This window comes from Paenarthrobacter nitroguajacolicus (assembly GCF_007786235.1).
Classification (GTDB): Bacteria; Actinomycetota; Actinomycetes; order Actinomycetales; family Micrococcaceae; genus Arthrobacter; species Arthrobacter nitroguajacolicus_A.
The window spans coordinates 126,071-142,458 of sequence record NZ_VNFK01000006.1 but is presented as its reverse complement, the minus strand read 5'-3'; the positions used below and the strand labels follow the sequence as shown (position 1 = coordinate 142,458).

Annotated in this window: 14 protein-coding genes; 12 read left to right on the top strand and 2 right to left on the bottom strand. The window is 64.1% G+C overall.

Going from position 1 to position 16,388, the window contains the following annotated elements; all coding sequences use genetic code 11:
• Positions 1 to 50: 50 nt before the first annotated feature.
• From FQP90_RS09920 to FQP90_RS09895, 6 genes are all read left to right on the top strand, one after another.
• Complete coding sequence (locus tag FQP90_RS09920) at positions 51 to 407, top strand: YidH family protein (protein WP_144649729.1); 357 nt, start codon at positions 51 to 53, stop codon at positions 405 to 407.
• A 13-nt stretch (positions 408 to 420) separates the two neighbouring features.
• Complete coding sequence (locus FQP90_RS09915) at positions 421 to 771, top strand: DUF202 domain-containing protein (protein WP_244296644.1); 351 nt, start codon at positions 421 to 423, stop codon at positions 769 to 771.
• A gap of 182 nt (positions 772 to 953) precedes the next feature.
• The gene (locus tag FQP90_RS09910; protein ID WP_144649728.1) at positions 954 to 1,877 is read left to right on the top strand and encodes an MIP/aquaporin family protein; all 924 of its coding nucleotides are present in this window, start codon (positions 954 to 956) and stop codon (positions 1,875 to 1,877) included.
• A 71-nt stretch (positions 1,878 to 1,948) separates the two neighbouring features.
• Positions 1,949 to 3,124 carry an exonuclease SbcCD subunit D gene (locus FQP90_RS09905; protein WP_144649726.1) on the top strand — a complete coding sequence of 392 codons (1,176 nt, stop codon included), beginning with the start codon at positions 1,949 to 1,951 and terminating at the stop codon, positions 3,122 to 3,124.
• Positions 3,121 to 6,162 (top strand): AAA family ATPase, encoded by a 3,042-nt coding sequence (locus FQP90_RS09900; RefSeq protein ID WP_144649724.1) that lies wholly within the window; start codon positions 3,121 to 3,123, stop codon positions 6,160 to 6,162. Before FQP90_RS09905 ends, FQP90_RS09900 begins: the two co-directional genes overlap by 4 nt.
• 86 nt (positions 6,163 to 6,248) lie before the next feature.
• Positions 6,249 to 7,610 (top strand): MFS transporter, encoded by a 1,362-nt coding sequence (locus tag FQP90_RS09895; protein ID WP_144649722.1) that lies wholly within the window; start codon positions 6,249 to 6,251, stop codon positions 7,608 to 7,610.
• On the opposite strand, the gene FQP90_RS09890 is transcribed toward FQP90_RS09895, so the two are convergent.
• Positions 7,601 to 8,212 carry a TetR/AcrR family transcriptional regulator gene (locus FQP90_RS09890; protein ID WP_144649720.1) on the bottom strand — a complete coding sequence of 204 codons (612 nt, stop codon included), beginning with the start codon at positions 8,210 to 8,212 and terminating at the stop codon, positions 7,601 to 7,603. The two genes, FQP90_RS09895 and FQP90_RS09890, sit on opposite strands and share 10 nt — an antisense overlap.
• Positions 8,213 to 8,445: 233 nt before the next feature.
• On the opposite strand from FQP90_RS09890, the gene FQP90_RS09885 reads away from it, so the two are divergent.
• Genes FQP90_RS09885 through FQP90_RS09860 form a run of 6 tightly spaced genes read left to right on the top strand, consistent with a single transcriptional unit; the run spans position 8,446 to position 15,222 of the window.
• Positions 8,446 to 10,146 carry an amidohydrolase gene (locus tag FQP90_RS09885; RefSeq protein WP_144649717.1) on the top strand — a complete coding sequence of 567 codons (1,701 nt, stop codon included), beginning with the start codon at positions 8,446 to 8,448 and terminating at the stop codon, positions 10,144 to 10,146.
• Between the two features lie 45 nt (positions 10,147 to 10,191).
• Positions 10,192 to 11,184, top strand: a complete 993-nt coding sequence (locus tag FQP90_RS09880; protein WP_144649715.1) for an ABC transporter substrate-binding protein — start codon at positions 10,192 to 10,194, stop codon at positions 11,182 to 11,184.
• Between the two features lie 27 nt (positions 11,185 to 11,211).
• The gene (locus FQP90_RS09875) at positions 11,212 to 11,985 is read left to right on the top strand and encodes an ABC transporter permease (RefSeq protein WP_144649713.1); all 774 of its coding nucleotides are present in this window, start codon (positions 11,212 to 11,214) and stop codon (positions 11,983 to 11,985) included.
• Entirely contained in the window at positions 11,985 to 12,764 is a 780-nt protein-coding gene (locus FQP90_RS09870) for an ABC transporter permease (RefSeq protein ID WP_144649711.1), read from the top strand. Before FQP90_RS09875 ends, FQP90_RS09870 begins: the two co-directional genes overlap by 1 nt.
• The gene (locus FQP90_RS09865) at positions 12,761 to 13,615 is read left to right on the top strand and encodes an ABC transporter ATP-binding protein (protein ID WP_144649709.1); all 855 of its coding nucleotides are present in this window, start codon (positions 12,761 to 12,763) and stop codon (positions 13,613 to 13,615) included. The genes FQP90_RS09870 and FQP90_RS09865 overlap by 4 nt, the downstream gene beginning before the upstream one ends.
• Complete coding sequence (locus FQP90_RS09860; protein WP_144649707.1) at positions 13,612 to 15,222, top strand: sulfatase family protein; 1,611 nt, start codon at positions 13,612 to 13,614, stop codon at positions 15,220 to 15,222. The genes FQP90_RS09865 and FQP90_RS09860 overlap by 4 nt, the downstream gene beginning before the upstream one ends.
• Positions 15,223 to 15,293: 71 nt before the next feature.
• On the opposite strand, the gene FQP90_RS09855 is transcribed toward FQP90_RS09860, so the two are convergent.
• Positions 15,294 to 16,253: a helix-turn-helix domain-containing protein gene (locus tag FQP90_RS09855; protein WP_144649705.1), complete on the bottom strand. Its 960-nt coding sequence runs from the start codon at positions 16,251 to 16,253 to the stop codon at positions 15,294 to 15,296.
• Between the last annotated feature and the right edge of the window lie 135 nt (positions 16,254 to 16,388).

The window sequence follows — 16,388 nt, the reverse complement described above, 5'->3', positions numbered from 1 at the left end:
GGTATGGTGGGGAAGCTGCCCGCCACTGACCAAACCCTTGGAGAGACAACGTGCGTGAACCTGCTTGGCGACGGACAGGCAAGACTCCTGACTACAGGTTTTCGCTGGCGAACGAGCGTACCTTCCTAGCGTGGATCCGCACATCCCTGGCCTTGCTCGCCGGCGCAGTTGCTGTGGACCAGCTGGCTCCCAATATCGCTCCCACACCCGTCAGGCTGGTCCTGTGCGTCCTGCTGGCACTCGTCGGCGCCGGCCTGGCCGCACTGTCCTATCGCCGCTGGGGGCAGATGGAAGCCGCGATGCGCAACGACCAAGCATTGCCGTTCTCAAGGGTGATGCTGTTCATGACCATCGTGGTGGCCATCGCGGCCTTCGCCTTTGCCGTGCTGATCCTGGTGGCCCGTTGAGTCGAGTGCCCCGATGAGCATGGACGTCCGTGATCCCGGCCTGCAGCCCGAGCGCACCACATTGGCTTGGCGCCGGACGCTGATCTCGCTGGTGGTGGTGGACTTGTTCATCTGGCGGAGCTGGCTCACATCAGAGCCATCGACGGGAAACATCATTGCCGGCCTTCCGGGGCTCGACTACCAAGGGATCTGTGCCTTGATGGCCGCAGCCGCCACTGTTGTCCTTGCCTCCGCAGTGTGGGTTCGCTCACGGCAGCTCCACGCCGCAAATGCGGCGGCTTCCGCGCGGCTGGTCCTGGTCAGCACCCTCGCGGTGATGGGTTTGGGCGCCTCCGCCATCGCGGCCATCGCCCTGGGCGGCTAAGCTCGGAGGCGGGATTCAGCAACCGTCCAGACTCGGCTGCCAAAATGCTCAGGGGCCCGGGCGCCCAAGCCGGGCATCCGCAGAGCTCACCCCAGAGCTCATCCCGAGAGCTCACCCCAGAGCTCAACAAAGTGCAGCGCGCTGTGCCGCCGGCTTCAACCAACCGTTAGGACTCATTCGACATGACCACACCTGTGCAGGCCACTTCCGATCCACAACCGGGGCTCATTGCACGGTTGTCGGCTGAAGCGCTGGGATCGATGTTCGTTGTGGTGGTAGCTGTGGGTGTGGCCATCTTCTCCAACCCCTCGGGTGCGCCACTGCCGGCAGCCTTGGCAACGGGCCTGACGGTGACAGTGGCCATGCTGGCCTTCGGCTACGTCTCCGGAGGGCACTTCAACCCGGTGATCACCTTGGGCAACCTGATCGCGGGCCGTATTCGGGCCGTCGCTGCCCTGGCCTACATCGCGGCGCAGGTTATCGGCAGTGTGGTGGCCGCGGCCTTGGTCTACTTTGTGGTGCTGACCGTACCTGTCCTCACGGACGCGCGGGCGGCCTTTGGGTCCGTGGCGCCGGGGTACGGCGAGCATGCAGCGGCCCAGACGCAATTGGCAGGCGTCCTCCTGGTCGAGGTGGTGGGTTCAGCCCTGCTCGTTGCCGTGTTCCTGGGTGCGACGGCGGGTCGCCGAGCCATTCCGGCCTTGGCTCCTTTCGCAGTAGGACTGTCAGTTGCCGTGTTGCTCCAGTTCGGACAGGTCCTGGGTAACCTTCCCTTCAACCCCGCGCGCGCAACCGCCCAGGCCTTCTTCAGCCCGTCATGGGCGTTGGATGGATTGTGGCTCTTCTGGGTGGCCCCGTTGATGGGTGCCGCACTTGCCGGACTCGCTTTCCGGGGATTCCGTGGCCTTTCCTCCACCAACGACTCCGAAACAGGCGACCTTCCGGGCAGCAGCGATGGCGTCAACGATGCTTTCGATGACGCCGATGACCTGCCGGAGGACATTGACGCCAAGGACGCATCGCCAAAAGCCGAGGCCGTGTTGCCTGCTCCGGCTGCGCCCGCCAAAGATGACGCACGCGACTTTTTCGACGGCAAGAAGGGCTAGCAGCCGGCCAGGATCGACGCCGGGCGGCTTGTCTGCGCTTTATTGTCGGTGACCCCGGTTAGCTTGGAATTATGCGGTTACTCCACACATCCGATTGGCATCTGGGCCGATCATTCCACGGCGTTGGCATGCTCGAAGCCCAACGCAACTTTGTGGACCAGTTGGTGGCGTTCGTCGAAGCCAACTCGGTGGACGTCGTCCTGATTGCGGGCGACGTTTACGATCGTGCCCTGCCGGGCTTGGACGTCGTCAAACTGCTGGACGATGCCCTCGTGCGCCTTACCCAGGCCGGCGCGGGCGTGGTGCTTACCAGCGGTAACCACGATTCCGCCATCAGGTTGGGTTTCGCTTCCCGCCTGCTGGAGCGCGGGGGAGTGCACTTGCGCACGCGCGTGGAGGATCTGGACGTGCCAGTGGTTTTTCCCTTTGGAGTGGAAGGGGAGAAGCAAGGCAACGTGGCCATCTATGGCGTTCCGTATCTGGAGCCCAGGCTGGTGGCAGAGCGGCTGGGCGTGGACAACGCAAGCCACTTCGATGTCACGCAGGAAGCCGTGGAGCGGATCAGGCGCGATGTTGAGCACCGCCGCGAAGCCGGGCCGGTTCATCCGGTGGTCCTGGCACACACCTTTGCCAGCGGAGGCATCACGTCGGAGAGCGAGCGGGACCTCAGTATCGGAGGGCTCGGTGCCGTGCCCCTGGATCTCTTTGACGGCTTCACTTATACGGCGTTGGGCCACCTTCACGGCCGTCAGCAATTGGCCGCCAACGTCCGTTACTCAGGCTCGCCGCTGGCCTATTCCTTTTCCGAAGCCAAGCACCTCAAGGGCGCTTGGCTGGTGGACATCAGTACAGCCGGCGAGATCGACGTCCGGGAAGTGGTGTGGGAAGCGCCCAAAAACCTCGCCGTGCTGCGCGGCACGCTGGACGACCTCCTGGGATCCGACCAGTACGCCTGGGCGGAAGAGGCCTACTGCCAGGTCACGCTTACTGATGCACAGCGGCCCAACCAAGCCATGGAACAACTGAGGGTACGCTTCCCGGACACCCTGGTCCTTGCCTTCGATCCTGAAGGTGCCGGGACCCGGACCACGACGAGCTACAGTGATCGCCTCGCCGAGGCCCGGGACGATCTTGAAGTCTGCTGCGGCTTTCTGGAGCATGTCCGGGACCGTAGCGCCGGGGACGCCGAAGAGGCCGCGCTTCGGGAAGCTCTCGAAGCCGTTCGCTTGGAGGAGGCGGAACTGTGAGAATCCATCGCCTGGAAATCGAAGCTTTCGGCCCGTTCGCCTCTGCCCAGCACATCGACTTCGATCACTTGGGGGCGCAGGGACTCTTCCTCCTCAACGGCGCCACGGGAGCAGGTAAGACCAGCATCCTTGATGCCATCTGCTTTGCCTTATATGGAGCCGTGCCAGGCGCACGCCAGGAAGGAAAGCGGCTTCGCAGCGATCACGCCGCACCCTCGGCCGAACCACGCGTCGTTTGTGAATTCTCGGCTCGCGGCCGACGTTTCGAAGTGACGCGGTCGCCTGCCTGGGAACGCCCGAGTGCGCGGGGCCGGAAGGGGTTCACCACCCAGCAAGCCAAGACCCTCCTTCGGGAATGGAACGCTGGGAGCTGGGAGGAGAAATCCTCAAGGAATGACGAGGTTGGCGCGGAACTCTCGGACGTCTTGGGAATGGACAGGGAGCAGTTCACCCGCGTGGTGATGCTTCCCCAGGGTGACTTTGCTGCGTTCCTTCGATCCAAGGCCAACGATCGCCTGGAACTCCTGCAGAAGCTCTTCGGCACGCAACGCTTCGAAGCCGTCGAGCGCCAGATCGCGCGTCAGGCTGCGGAAGCCGCCCGTGCCGTGCAGGAGAACGCGACGGAACTGAAGATGTTGCTTGACCGGGTTGCTGCAGAATGCGAGCAGCTGGGGCTCGACGGTGCCGAGTCGGAAGCCGGTGGCACTACTGCTGGAAATACGGGTGCTGGAACCACTGCCGCCGAGGAGCCTGAGTCATGGCTGGCCCAGATGGAAGCCATGGTGAACGCTGAATGGATGCGGAGGAAAGACGAGGCAAGCCACGCAGAGTCCCTGTCCTCGCGCCTTGCTGAACAGCTGCAACAAGCCCAGGAAAAATCCTTGCGGCATGGTCGGCTCGGAGCCGCAATGCAGAGGCGCGTCCTCCTTGAACTGGCCGCGCCGCGGGCACTCGAAAACAAAGACAAGCTGGGGAGGCATCGCCGGGCTTCTGTCCTGAGCGGCCAGCTTGACGCCGTCGACTCCTCCGTACGCAAGTACCGCGAGGCCGTTGCCCAGGTTGAGGAAATCCGGGGGAGGCTCGAAGCGGCAGGCTTGGACGCGGCAACCCCCACCACATCCCTTGAAGGCCTCAAAGCCACGTATGCGGTTCTTGAGGCACGTCTTCCTGACGAACAGCGCCTGGAGGACATCGCTGCCCGCCTTGCCGCCAAGCGTGGCGAACTGGCACGCCATGAAGCATCCGCGGAGGAGGCGGTGGCCACCTTGGAACAGCTGCGCGAAGAAACGTCAGCTGTGAGCGGCCTGATCGAACCCCTGGAACCGGTAGCCGATGGGCTCGCCGAACTCGAACGCGAAACGGCTGCAGCTGCCGAGCTGGTGGGCATCGTTTCCCGCCACGCCATGGCAGCCAATGAGTTGGAAATGATCTCCGCGAAGCACCTCCACGCCCGCGCCACGTCCCAGGACCACCGGCAGGACTGGCTGGACATCCGCGAGCTCCGCCTGGCCAACGCGGCGGGGGAGTTGGCGGCGGCGTTGGAGAGCGGTCAGCCGTGCGCTGTGTGCGGGAGCGTGGAGCACCCCCACCCCGCCGCTGCTGTACGGTCAGCCCTGTCCTTGGCTCAGGAAGAGGAAGAAGCCAGGGAACGGTTCGACGCCAGCGAGAAAGCTCTGGGGATCCTTGCTGAGCAAGTGTCTGTGGCAGCCCAAGTCCTTGCCGGACTGGCGGCCCAGGGAGGCACCCTGGATGCTGCAGAGGCTGAGGCGCGTCTGGTGTCCGCCCAAACGGCCACCTCGGCTGCGAAGAAGGCATCCCGGACCTTGGACCAGCTTCGGAGCAAGCTGGAGGTCATTACCAAGAGGCTCGCTCAAGTGCAGGAGCAACACGCAGAGGACACCGGCGCAGCTGCCCGGGCGTCATCGGCAGTCCTTCACCTGCAGGAGCAGCATGACGCCCTTGAAGCAGACCTGGCAGGTTTACGGGAAGATTTCCGGAGCCTGCGTGAACGTTTGGACGCCCTCTCCGCCGAGCGCGTGCTCCTCCAATCGGCAGCTGATGCTGACCGGGAAGTCGAGCGGGCAGGGCAGGCCCAGGCCGACGCCGCCGTTTCCCTCGAGAACGCCTTGCCTGACTCCGGGTTCGGCTCGGCCGAGGAAGCACGCAGGGAACTCCTTCCACCCGCCGATGTGGTGGGCCTGGAAAAAGACGTGGCTGATTTCGACACTGAGACGGCTCGGCTGGACGAGCTGTTTGCCAGCGAGGACCTGGTTCTGGCAGCCAAGGAAGTGCACATCGGCGAACTTCCATTGCCCGAGCCTGAACTCGCGGAGGCGAAGCTTCACGCGGCCAGTGCTGCGGACACGGCGAGGTCCGCGGCTTTGGCGGCGGCGCTGGCCGGCAAGTCGGCGGCGGCTGTTGTCCGGTTCCGTGACGAGTACAACACCTTGGCCCAGGCCGGCAGGGAGCCGCGGAAGCGGGCTCGTGTCCTGGCTGAACTGGCTGACACTGTTCGGGGTGCCGGGGACAACAACTACCGGATGAGCCTGAATGCCTATGTGCTGGCGGCCCGTTTGGAACAAGTGGCCCTCGCAGCCTCGGAAAGGCTCGTTGCCATGAGCGACGGCCGCTATACGCTGCAACACACCGACGCCAGGGCGGCACGGAACCAGAAGTCCGGGCTTGGCCTGGAAGTGGTGGATGAGTGGACCGGCCAACGACGCGACACGTCCACCCTGTCCGGCGGCGAATCCTTCATGGCCTCGTTGGCCCTGGCCCTCGGCCTGGCTGATGTTGTCCAGCAGGAAGCGGGAGGAGTCGACATCGAGACCTTGTTCGTCGATGAAGGCTTCGGCAGCCTGGATGATCAAGCGCTGGAGCAAGTGATGGACGCCTTGGAAGGTCTGCGCGACGGCGGCAGGGTAGTGGGATTGGTCAGTCACGTTGCGGAGATGAAGCAACGCATCACCAATCAGCTTCAAGTGGTCAAAGGACGGCACGGTTCCAGCGTGCGGATTGCCGAAGCAGTTCCGGTCTGACAGGTATCCGATAGACTTAACCCGTTACACCGGGTCGCGCGCATCGGGAGGAGGGACGATGCGCACTCTTTAGCGAACCCGGATTAATGGAAAAATCTTCTGTGGCCTCCCAGCCTTTGTCATCGGCGCCTACGCGCTCATCACGCCTGCCAGGCCGTTTCGCACGCCTTCCGGAACTGGCGGGACCTGGGTTCCTGCCGCTGGGCCTCTTTGCCCGGCTTCCCCTGGCCATGTTGACCGTTGGCACCCTGACGCTGGTGACTGCGGTCAGCCATTCGTATGCAATCGGCGGCATGGCTGCCGGAGCGGTCGGCATTGGCTCGGCTTTGGGCGCCCCCGTCCTTGGCTCGTTGGCTGATCGCGCAGGGCAGCGCATCGTCCTGCTCGTTGCCGCCGTCATCAATACCCTGGCTGTTGCCGGACTCCTGGCCGCGGCCTATGTAACTCCCGGCTACAGTTCAGTGGCCGATGCCACAGGCGTCCTCATCGCAGCCTTCCTCGCCGGCGCCAGCTGTCCCCAAGTTGGTCCCATGGCGCGCGTGCGCTGGATGGCGTTGACCACCCGTAACCTTTCTCCGAGCGGCCCTGGCGGCAGCAAGAGCGTCGCCGCCAACCGGGCGGACCTGGACACCGCCCTGTCCTACGAGGGCACTGCGGACGAGGTCACCTTTGTTCTTGGCCCGGCCTTGGTGGGCGTGTTGGCCAGCATGGTGGCACCGTGGTTGCCGCTCGCGCTTGCTGCTGTCATGACCATCACCTTGGTCCCCGCGTTTGCTGTCCACCCCAGTCAGCAAGCCGTGGTGCCGGCGCCACGGAAGGCGACGGCCGTCGTCGTGGTTTCCGGTGACCAAGTCACGCAGACAACCCCGCCGCGTCGCAGCCGATGGGCCGGTGCCGTAGTGGCCGTGCCGGTGGTGGCGATGGTGTGCATGGGCACCTTCTTCGGTGCCACGCAGAACGCCTTGAGCGCTTTCTCCGCTGAGTACGCGACGGCTGAGATCGCCGGGCTGCTGTATGCGGTGATGGGCCTCAGCTCGGCGGTGGCGGCGTTGTCTGTGGCTTTCTGGCCGCAGCGCTTCAGCTTGGCCTCGCGGTGGGTTGTGGCCGCGCTGGCGATGTCGGTTTTGTCCTTGCTTCTGCTTCTTCCTGCGGGCATTTGGCCGATGATCTTTGTGTTGCTGGTACTCGGCATTCCGGTGGGTCCGGTGATGGTCACGGTCTTCAGCATTGGTGGCGTTGTTGCACCGGCAGGCCGGATGGCGACGGTGATGACGGCCCTTGCCAGTGGCATCGTGGCCGGAACGGCCTTGGGCTCCTACTTGGCTGGACAGTTGGCCGAAACACAGGGCCCGGGTGCGGCGTTCGTGGTTTCCATGGCCGCCGCTGCCGGCCTGTTGCTGCTGGGGGTTGTCACGTCCCTGGTGATGAAGCGCCGGCCTCAGGCGTAGTCAAGCGCTCCGGCGAGGGACAAGGCCATGAGTTCCACCAATCGCATGGACCGTTCCTCGTCGGGGTCGGCCAAATGTTGCATGCTGATGCCGTCGATCCCCGAAATGAACAAACGGGTGATGTCTGCCAGGTTCGCGGGGACGGGTTCGCCGGCGGCCTGAGCTGCTCCGCGGAATAATTCCAGTGTTGAACTGACCCAACCGTCGTACATGGAGCGGTTCATCAGCAATGCCTGCGGCTGGTCTTCGGCTTCCACACGGAAGCGCCGGAGCAAGAGTTCGAACGTGGTGACCTGCTCGTGAGGATTCTCCAGCATACGGCTCCAGATGCGTCGGGCGTGGGCACCCACCATGTGGCGCAACCCCATGCCCGGGTCGTCCACGGGTTCGAGTGCCTTGGCATAGTCCCGGCTGAGGAAGTTGTACACCTCTTCGAGGAGCTCGTCCTTGCTGCGGAAGCAGTAGTGCAAAGCCGCAAGGGGAGCGTCGGCTTCACTGGCGATTCGGCGGGTCGTAGCCGAGGCGAGTCCATCCTGTGCGATCACCCTGGCTGCCGCTTCGACGAACTGCAGCCGCCTTTCTTCGGCGGGAACCCTGGCCATCCGTTCACCTTCCTCATGGTCATTCCACCCGTGATCGGCTTCACCGAACCAAGGGTCTCATCGATCGTAGGTGCTATCCGCCGTGACGGCCTTTTGGCCGTGCCGTGAAGGCGGAAAAGTCCTCTGGAAGAAATTTTACGTCAAAACCTAGTCAAGTGACCCAGTCAAGCGACATACTTCTTGGAAGAACGTTGTCTGCATCACATTTTGATGCGGTGACCTGAGGAGAACCGATGCAAGATTTCGCTGATCTGGTGATTGTGAATGCCTCGGTCCACACCATGGACCCGGCACAGCCAGACCGCATGGCAGACGCCATCGCCGTCAAGGACGGCCGCATCGCGGGGCTTGGCCAAGAAGAAGTGAGCCAGTGGATCGGGCAGAACACGCGTGTGGTCGATGCCGAGGGTGGGGCCGTCATACCGGGCATCAACGACGCCCATCTGCACTTCGTGTCGGCGGCCATGGCCGCCTTTGGGTATGTGCGCCTGGACCCGGCAGTGGCGCCGGACTGGGCGGCCGTCGTCGACGTCGTCTCGGCAGCGCAGGTGGGGGAGGACGGCTGGATTCGTGCCCATGGTTGGGACGAGGCCGTCCTGGGGTCGGCGAAGGGGCATCTGCTGGATTGCGCGCCCGGCACGCCCGTGGTGGCATTCGACAGCACAGGCCATCAACTCCTTGCCAACCGGGAAGCGCTCCGCCGAGCGGGGATTACCGCTGCAACGCCGGACGTCGACGGCGGGGTGATCGTGAGGGCAGTAGATGGCAGTCCCATCGGCCTGCTCCAGGACGGAGCCATGGAACTCGTCTCGCGGGCCATGCCGCCGGTTCCCGCAGCGACGCTGCGCCCCGCGCTGCTAAGCCTCCAGGAACAGCTGCACTCGCTTGGCATCACGTCCCTCACCGACCCTGGTCTGGGGCCAGCCAGCGCGGGACTCATGGACGGGGCCGGCTCGACGGCGGCACTTGAGTTGCTGGGCGACCTCGCCGCTGCGGATGAGCTGACGTTGAGGATCAACGTCCTGATGCTCTTCGCGGGAACCGGTGGAGCCAATGCCCAAGCCATCGACGCCGGCCTCCGCAGTGGGCTGGCAGGAACCTACCTGAATCGCGGCATCGATCCGGAGCAGTTGAGGATCGCAGGCGTGAAGATTTTCGCGGACGGGATTCCACGCAGCGGCACCGCCTGGATGAGCGAGCCCTACGGCGCGGCGTGCACGCACGGCAGCCTGGTGATCCAAGGAGCCACTGATGAAGGGCGGGTGGCCGAACTCAACAAGATCCTGAAGCTCATCAATGACGCCGGTCTGCAGGCCGGTGTCCACGCCACGGGAGATGCTGCCACCGCCGCGGCCGTGGAGGCGATCATCGCAGCGGACGGCGGATCCGGAGGGACGTCATCCTCGGCCGGGAATCGCCACTACGTCATCCACGGAGCCTTCAGCGATTCCAGCCTGCTGAACACCATGGCGTCCCGAGGCATTGGTTACAGCACCAACCCCCTGATCCGCCAAGAAGCAGGTGACATCATGCGCCAAGTGCTCGGTGAGGACAGATTCTCCCACCACCAACCCCTGCATTCAGCCTTGGAAGCGGGCGTCCGTTTCAACTTGGCCTCCGACGCTCCCGTGACCAGCGCGGACTGGCGACGCACCGTAGTGGCTGCCGTCCGCCGGGCCACCCGTTCCGTACCGGGCAGGCACCATGATCCGGAGCGGATCACGGGCCTTCAGGCGTTGGCCGCCATGACCGTTGACGCCGCCTGGCAGGACCACGCCGAGCACTTCAAGGGCGCACTGATACCCGGCAGGGCAGCTGACCTGTGCCTGCTGAACAACCCATGGCCCGCCGATGACGAAATCGAGAAGCTCCTGGACACAGGGGTCAGCCTCACCCTGAGCGGCGGCCGCGTAGTCCACCAATCCACCAGCTAGAACCATCCCTTTCCGTTCCACCATTCATGATTCAAGGAGCACCACATGCGACGCACTATTCCTTTGGCCGTGGCCGCAGTCCTGTCCATGGCGCTTGCAGCCTGCGGGGGCGGGTCGGGCCCGGCTGCCGCCCCAGCCGCGGACGGTACCACCACCCTCAAGGTGGGAACCATCGGCATCGGGTCCGATGCCGGTATCCGCCTGGCCGTTGACAAGGGCTACTTCAAGGAGCAGGGTCTCAACGTCGAGATCTCTGTCATAGCCAACCCGCCGGCAGGCATTGCAGCTGCCCAAAGTGGTCAGATCGACGTCACCTACACGCCCTCCATTCCGCTCCTGAACGCTCTGAGCCAGAACGTGCCGCTCAAGATCGTCGCCGCCGCGGACGGTTACAAGGACGGGGCAGGAGAAGCCAGCGACCTCAACCGCGTGGACGACACTGGCCTCCTTGTCCAGAAAGCATCCTCCATCACCCGACCGAAGGACCTCGAAGGCAAGAGCGTCAGTGTTCCGGCACGGAAAGCGCAGCTGGAGGTCACGGTCAGCAAACTGGTCAAGGACGACGGGGGAGATCCCGCCAAAGTGAACTGGATGGTCCTCGACCCGTCGTCGGCCCTGCAATCGCTGAACTCCGGACGCGTTGACGCGGCCTCCCTGGTTGCCCCCTTTACGTCCAAGGGAGTCTCCGAGGGCAACCAGCTGTTGGCTTCGCCAGGGGTCGAATTCTTCGAACAGGGAGCCATTGGACTCTGGGTTTCCGGGGCCAACACTGTCAAGTCCAAGGAAAAAGCCCTGGAGGGTTTCAAGGCAGCCATCTACAAGGCGAACGCTTACGCCAACGGCCACATCGATGAAGCCCAGCAGCTCAGCGCCGAGATCACCAAGACTCCGTTGGAGGTGGTCAAGTCCGGTGCGGTGAACTACTGGCCGGAGGAGGTTCGCTTGGAGGACATCGAGCGGGCCAACAACAATCTTGCCGACCTTGGCTTCCTGAGTGCCCCGGTGAAGCTGCCTGCCGACATCATTTTCGACAAGTAGGCAGAGGAGCGACGTGGGAGATTCATCATGAAAGCATCCATCCGCCCCTTCGCCTTCAGTGTCCTTGGCGTCGCGGCAGCCCTGGTTATCTGGCAGGTCCTCGCGGACGCCAAGGTGGCAGGAAACGCTCTTCCTCCGGCCACCACGGTCTTCACCACCCTCGCGACCATTCTGGGGACTGGCACCTTCTGGTCCTCCCTCGGTGCCACCATCGGCATCGCATTGCTCGCATTGGCAGTGGCCGCAGTGGCGGGAGTAGCAATCGGGTTGCTTGTCGGCAGCTTCGAAGCCGTCCGGTACGCCACCTTGGCAGTGCTGGAGTTCCTCAAGCCAGTCCCGCCGATCGTCATCCTGCCCCTTGCAGTGCTGGTCCTGGGACCCACCGTCGAGATGTCGCTGTTCCTGGTGGTGTTCGGGTGCTTGCTCCCCATCGTTATGCAAACCGTTGACGGCGTGCAGGGCACCGACCCCGTGGCACGCGACACCGCCCGATCCTACGGCATGGGTGAGGGAGAAATCCTGGCTCGGGTGGTGCTGCCCAGTGCCATGCCCTACATCGGAACAGCGATGCGAGTGGCAGCGCCCGCCGCGTTGGTGGTCACCGTGGTGGCGGGACTGCTCGGCGGCGGTCCAGGCCTGGGCCAAAACATCTACCAAGCCCAAGCAGCAGGTGACTACGCCACTCTGTATGGACTGGTGATTGTCCTCGGTGTCCTGGGTCTGTTGTTCCAAGGTGCCACCAGGCTGGCCGAGCGCCGTGTCCTGCACTGGCATGAGACCTACCGGGAAGTGGTGCCCTGATGCGAAACCTCACAATGCGTAACTGGGTGATCGGCGCAGGCGCCCCCGTACTGCTGCTGGTGGCGTGGTGGTTCCTCTCCGCGAACTCCACCGATCCCTTCTTTCCCCCGTTGGAAACCATCCTTGTCCGTTTCCAGGAGTTGTGGCTCTTTGACCACTTCCAGTCCGATGTCCTGCTCAGCTTGGGAAACCTTCTTATCGGTTTCGCCATCGCAGCCGTGGCGGGCATTGCACTGGGCTTCATTACGGCCCTGGTTCCGCCGGTCCGGTGGATGATCGACCCTTTGATCCACTTCCTTCGGGGTATTCCGCCGGTGGCACTGGTACCGATCTTTATTTCCCTCATCGGCTTCGGTACCCAAATGCGTGTCACAAGCATCGCGCTCGCGGCGTTGTTTCCCACCATGATCGCCACAGTGGACGGCATCCGCAGCGTTAGCAACGACCTCTTGGACGTCGCCAGGGTCTACCGCCTGACACGGAAGGAGCGAGTGCTGAATGTCCTCCTTCCCGCGGCGGCTCCACAGATCTTCTCCGGGCTCCAGGTGAGCCTGCAGGTGGCCTTTATCGTGATGATCGCCAGCGAAATGCTGGGCAGTTCGCAGGGTATCGGGGCCATGACCTTGCTGGCCCAACAGAGTTTCATGACCGCTGACATGTGGGCAGGGATCCTGCTCCTGGGCGTCATCGGATTCCTGGTCAACATCCTGTTCGGCCTGCTCCGGCGCAAGGTCCTGTCCTGGTACATCGGATCCCGTCGCCTGGCGCGTGCAGCATGAGCAGCCGTCAATCCCCGACTCTTTCCACCCGCAACAGAAAGTCCACCATGGCACAGCAACCAGAAACCCGCGTCAGCGAAACCACGCCACGGCTGGACGTGGCGCATCTCGCAAAGACGTACGGCAGCGGCGGAAAAGCCCGCACTGTGATCGAAGACCTGACCTTCACCGTGGATGCCGGCGAGGTTGTCTGCATCGTGGGTCCTTCGGGCGTTGGCAAGACGACGCTCCTGAAATGCCTGGCTGGGCTCCAACCGGCCACCAGCGGACGGGCGTCCATTGACGGGCGGACCATCAGCGGCCCGCCTCCGGAAATGGCACTGGTCTTCCAGGACTACAACCGCTCACTGATGCCATGGCTCACCGTCCGGAAGAACCTGGTCCTTCCCCTGCGGCACCTCAAGCTGCCCGCAGCGGAACTGAAGGAGCGCTGCGACAGTGCGCTGGCCGCCGTCGGTCTCTCCCACGCAGACAACCAGTATCCTTGGCAGCTGTCAGGAGGCATGCAGCAGCGTGTCGCGATTGCCCGGGCACTGGCCTACCGGCCCGAAATCCTGATCATGGACGAGCCTTTCGCCTCAGTGGACGCGCAGACCCGCTTTGACCTGGAGGATCTGTGCTTGACGATCCGGAGGGACTTCAACATGACCATCCTGGTGGTGACCCACGACATCGACGAGGCTGTCTACCTCGCGGACCGGGTAGTGGTGCTGGGGTCCCGGCCAGCGCGCGTCCTGAAGGTGGTGGACGTGGACCTGCCCGCGCCGCGCGACCAGATCACCACGCGCTCGCTGCCGGAATTCGCGCGGCAGCGGACGGATGTGCTCTCGCTCATCAAGAGGCCCGCATGACGGGGCAGCGCCGCAGGACCGATAACCGCCGACCCAACGTGCTGTTCATCATCGCCGATCAGCTCCGGGCCGACCACTTGGGTTTCGGTGGCAATGGCACGGTCAAAACGCCGCGCTTGGATGCGCTCGCGGCCAAGAGCATCGTTTTTGAGAACGCGACAGTGGCCAACCCCACGTGTATGCCAAACCGTGCCAGCCTGATGACCGGAAGATGGCCGTCCGCGCACGGGACGCGGTGCAACGGCATCACCTTGGATCCGCTCACGCAGACCGTTCCAGGGTCCCTGGGCGCGGACGGCTATCGGACTGTGGGTGTGGGAAAGCTGCACCACCAGAACATGGGCTGGGAGTTTGAGCCGCACCAGGCCGAGGAGATCCGGGCCACCGACCCCATGTTGCTGGACGCGGGAGCAACCGACGCCCGTCGCCCGGCTTTCCCTCCGGGGTGGGACCAATGGGAGAACCGTGATGCACACGATGATCGGTTTATTGCGCTGCCCTCGGACTACTACGGCTACCAGCATGTGGACCTGGTGATCGGCCACGGGGACCGGCCCGGCGGCCACTACGTGCACTGGGCACGCGAACGGGGCGTCGACCCGGAAATGCTGGGTGGTCCTGCAAATTCATCCAGCACGTACGGCGGGTGGGACCAGGTATACCAGACGGCCATTCCGGCGGAGGTACACCCCACGAGCTATGTGAGCGAGAAGGCAATCGAGCACCTCAAGGATGCCGCGGGCCAGGACCAGCCCTTCTTCATGTTCGTGTCCTTCCCCGATCCCCACCATCCGTTCTCTCCGCCGGCGGGCTATTCGGACCTCTATGATCCAGAGGACTTGCCGCTCCCGCTCGGCTTTGACCAGGATCACTCAGGGTCGCCGGCGCACGTGAAGGACATGATTGAGCGCCGTGGGGAGCCCAACATGGACCCGACCATGACGTGGGCGGCCACCGAGGACCAGTACAGGAATGCCGCTGCCGCGCAATATGGCCTGATCACCATGATGGACGAGCACATCGGCCGGATCCTGGACGAGTTGGACCGCCAGGGGTTGGCCGAGGACACCATTGTGGTGTTCACCAGCGATCATGGAGACCTGTTCGGCGACCACGGCCTGATGCTCAAGCACTTTGTCCACTACAGGGCAGTGACCAATGTGCCCTTGGTGGTGCATCTTCCCGGCAGCCCGCCGCGCCGCACCGAGGCTTTGGTTTCCAGCGCGGACCTTGCCCCGACACTCCTGGAGCTCACTGGCTCCCAAGGCTACCGGGGAATTCAGGGCCGCTCGCTGGTGCCGTTGCTGCAGGGGAAGGCGGAGCATCATCGGGACGCGCTGTTGGTGGAGGAAGAGCAACCGTTTGGTTTGGACGGACTTCCGGGGCCGGTCCGCATGCGGACGGTCATCACGCCCGAGGGCCGGTTGACCCGGTACTTCGGCACCGGGATTGCCGAACTGTACGATCACCTCTCCGATCCGGGGGAATTGATCAACCGTGCGGGTGATCCCGCTTGCGCAGGGTTGGAGGACCGCCTGCTGCGGACCATGCTGGAGGAGATGGCGGCCCTGACGGACCAGGGGACGGCCCCGACGGCGGCCGCATAGCAGCGGCCGCCAGGTTACGGCCGCCCAGCAACTGCTCGACGGCGTCTGCCGGGCTTTCGGTGCAAGGGCCGTCAGTCGCCGTTGCGGTAGCCGGTGGGGGAGTTCCCGAAGGCGGCCCTGAAGATCCGGCTGAAGTGCGCGGCGTCGGTGAATCCCCAGCGTGCGGCGATGGCCGTGACGGGGCGATCGGCCAGCACGGGATCCCTGAGGTCCCGCCGGCAGCGTTCAAGCCGGCGCTGGCGGATGGAGGAGGCCACGGTGGTGCCGATTTCCTGGAAGAGATCGTGCAGGTGCCGGGTAGAGATGTAGTGCGCCGCTGCAATGCTTCCGGGGGAGAGGTCGGGATCGCCGAGGTTGGCCTCGATGTAGTCGTGGATGCGCCCCAGCAACAGGAGGTGGGGATCCCGGCCGGTCTCGATCAGTTGGTCGAGCTCACCGTTGAAGAGCGTTGTCACCAGGTCCAGGGCGTTGTGGACCAGCCGGAGCTCATTGGCACCGGAGAGGGCTTCAAGGTTGTCGGCCAGCTTCACCAGGAAGGGGCTGATGAGTTCGCCCAGGCCTTCATCTCCCGGAATCCTCAAGGCAGTCACGTGACCCATGGCTTCAGCCGGCAAGTCCAGCAAAACGTGCGGGAACATCAGCACCAGAGTGCGGAAGTCGTCGTCGAACGTTAGCTGATACGGGCGGGAGGTGTCGTAGATGGAAAGATCGCCAGGGCGCAACACGGCTTCACGTTCGTCCTGAACAAGACGACCGGACCCGGTGAGCTGGATGCTGAGCTTGAAGTAGCGACCACTGGACTTGGCAATCAGTTCAGGCGTACGCAGGACAGTGTGGGGTCCGGCGGTGATTTCCACAACGGAGATCTGCCCCAGGACGCGAGCACGCATGGTGCCGTGAAAAGTCGAATTGCGCGGCCCCTGGGCCAGCAGGGGTACGAAGGAGGCAGAGATTGCCCTGCTCCACTCCTGGAACGACTCCGCCACGATGGTTTCCACGGTTGCGGGGCCCGTATCAGCCGCGACGGTCATCAACTTCCCTTTCAATGGCCCGCGGTGCCGCTGCCACTGGGGCCTGAATGCCGGGTGCGCGGACGTGAGCTTGCCCACGATTCTACACCGGAGCCCGCATGCCGCCGTGCTTGCGTGCAGCGACAAACACCTTGC